Origin of the sequence: Estrella lausannensis, assembly GCF_900000175.1 — a bacterium.
Classification (GTDB): Bacteria; Chlamydiota; Chlamydiia; order Chlamydiales; family Criblamydiaceae; genus Estrella; species Estrella lausannensis.
Genome location: NZ_CWGJ01000022.1, coordinates 1 through 1,774 on the forward strand (window position 1 = coordinate 1; position 1,774 = coordinate 1,774).

1 protein-coding gene is annotated in these 1,774 nt (G+C 49.5%); it reads left to right on the plus strand.

Annotation, left to right across the window (positions count from 1 at the left end; translation table 11 throughout):
• The coding region (locus ELAC_RS07500; protein ID WP_204250545.1) for a tetratricopeptide repeat protein at positions 1 to 1,382 on the plus strand (1,382 nt) is incomplete at its 5' end.
• Positions 1,383 to 1,774: the final 392 nt, after the last annotated feature.

Below are 1,774 nucleotides of genomic sequence, written 5' to 3' on the forward strand. Positions count from 1 at the left end.
CGAATCCTGCACCCTTCAATCCTTTGTGGAATTTGCCTGCGATGCAAGCGGCTCCCCAGGCAATGTTCAATGGGCACCCGGCCCCCATCCTAGCCGCACCGGAGCCCATGGATACCGAGGAGTGTCAAGGGGTGAAAAGAAAGCAAGGTGATGATTTGAATGAAGACCTGGCACCGGCCGGACTCCCCCCAAAAAAAATCTGTCGTGAAGCCCCTAAGGAGCCGCCTGTATCTAGGAGACAGTGGTTTAGGAAGGATTCATCTCTACTTCTTCCCGGTGAGAAGGAGGATTTGTGTGCTAAACTGGAGCGCCAGCGCCCGCTTGAAATGTTGCATGGAGATGCTCTCAGCAATATCCGGAAATTGGTTTATGAAGGGTTGATGACGGAAGATCAAAGGCAGGAATTCATTCGTACGATGGAAAATATGCTGCAACAGGGACTTGCCCGAAGTGCTTTTACCCTTGCATTCCTTGCTTCGAAGAATCCAGCTCCCTTAAGCATGGGGCAAGAAGTAGAATTCAACTACTACTGCAAAGGGGCAGATCTCGGATGCGTTGATTGCTGTTTTGCTATGGGTTCGATCCTCCACAAAAAACATCCCAATGGCGAGAAAAGTGCTGAAGTAGCCTATTACTGGAGAGTCGCGGCAGCTCTTGGCCATACCAAAGCACGCTTCAATTATGCCTTGCTGCTTTTGCAAGGTATAGGAGTCGAAGCCGACCCGGTTAAGGCACTCAAGCTCATCGAGGAGAACGCCGACATCTTAAGGCAGCCTGAAGCAGAGTATAGGCTCGCCATGGAGCTAAAGAGAGGTAAACACATCATTCAAGACTTGCCACGCGCCCATAAACTCCTCCTTAGGGCGGTATCTAAGGGATATGCCGAGGCAGAGTATACTCTTGCAGCGACTCTGTTTTATGGAGAAGGAACCGAGGTGAATAAGCCCGAAGCATGCGCTTTATACAAAAGATGCGCCGATAGGGGAGGGCGATCGGCTCAGTATAGCTACGCAGTGATGAAGCTCATAGGCGATGGAGTGGAAGCTAATGTGGAAGAGGCGATCCACTACCTACAGCTTTCTGCAAACCAGGATTATCCTTCCGCGCTCAATGCACTGGCGTTTCGCTACCACACAGGAGATGGTTTGCCGAAGGATAATCAGAAGGCGTGCGACCTCTGGAGAAGGGCTGCCGATGGCGCAAAGCACGCCAAATCGATGCTTTATCTGGGAATGATGTACGAATCCGGAGAGGGGGTCGAGAGCGATATTCTCAAGGCGTTTGAATATTACGCTCAGGCATACCCCAGAGCGGCTTTAGCTCTAGATAGATTGAACTCTGTCATGAAAACGCAAATGGCAAAAGAGGGGTATGAAATTTAGGCAGAAGCCCACCCCTGCACTATTGAACCCGACCATTTAGCTTTATACCGAAACAAATTGAAGAATTGGTCTTTGGCTTCGTCGGATTTACTTAAGAATTTTCGTTCTCACTCGCGCCTTGCCTCTCGGCAATGGTCGCTCGTTCCGGACAAAAATTCTTAAGGCCCTTCTGGTCAAATTTCCAATTCTTCAAGTTGTTTCGGTATAGTTAATGGTCGTTTAAATTTTCTCGCAAACGGAAGCCCTCCTTTCTTAACTATTTATTATCAAGGATAAGTCAATGAACCCCTTTAACTTCCACTCCATTCCAAATCTAATATTAGCCCTTCCAATCCCGGGACAGGCAAACGCTCCGGAGCAAGAGCCTCTCGCGCCCGGCCCGCAACTGCTGC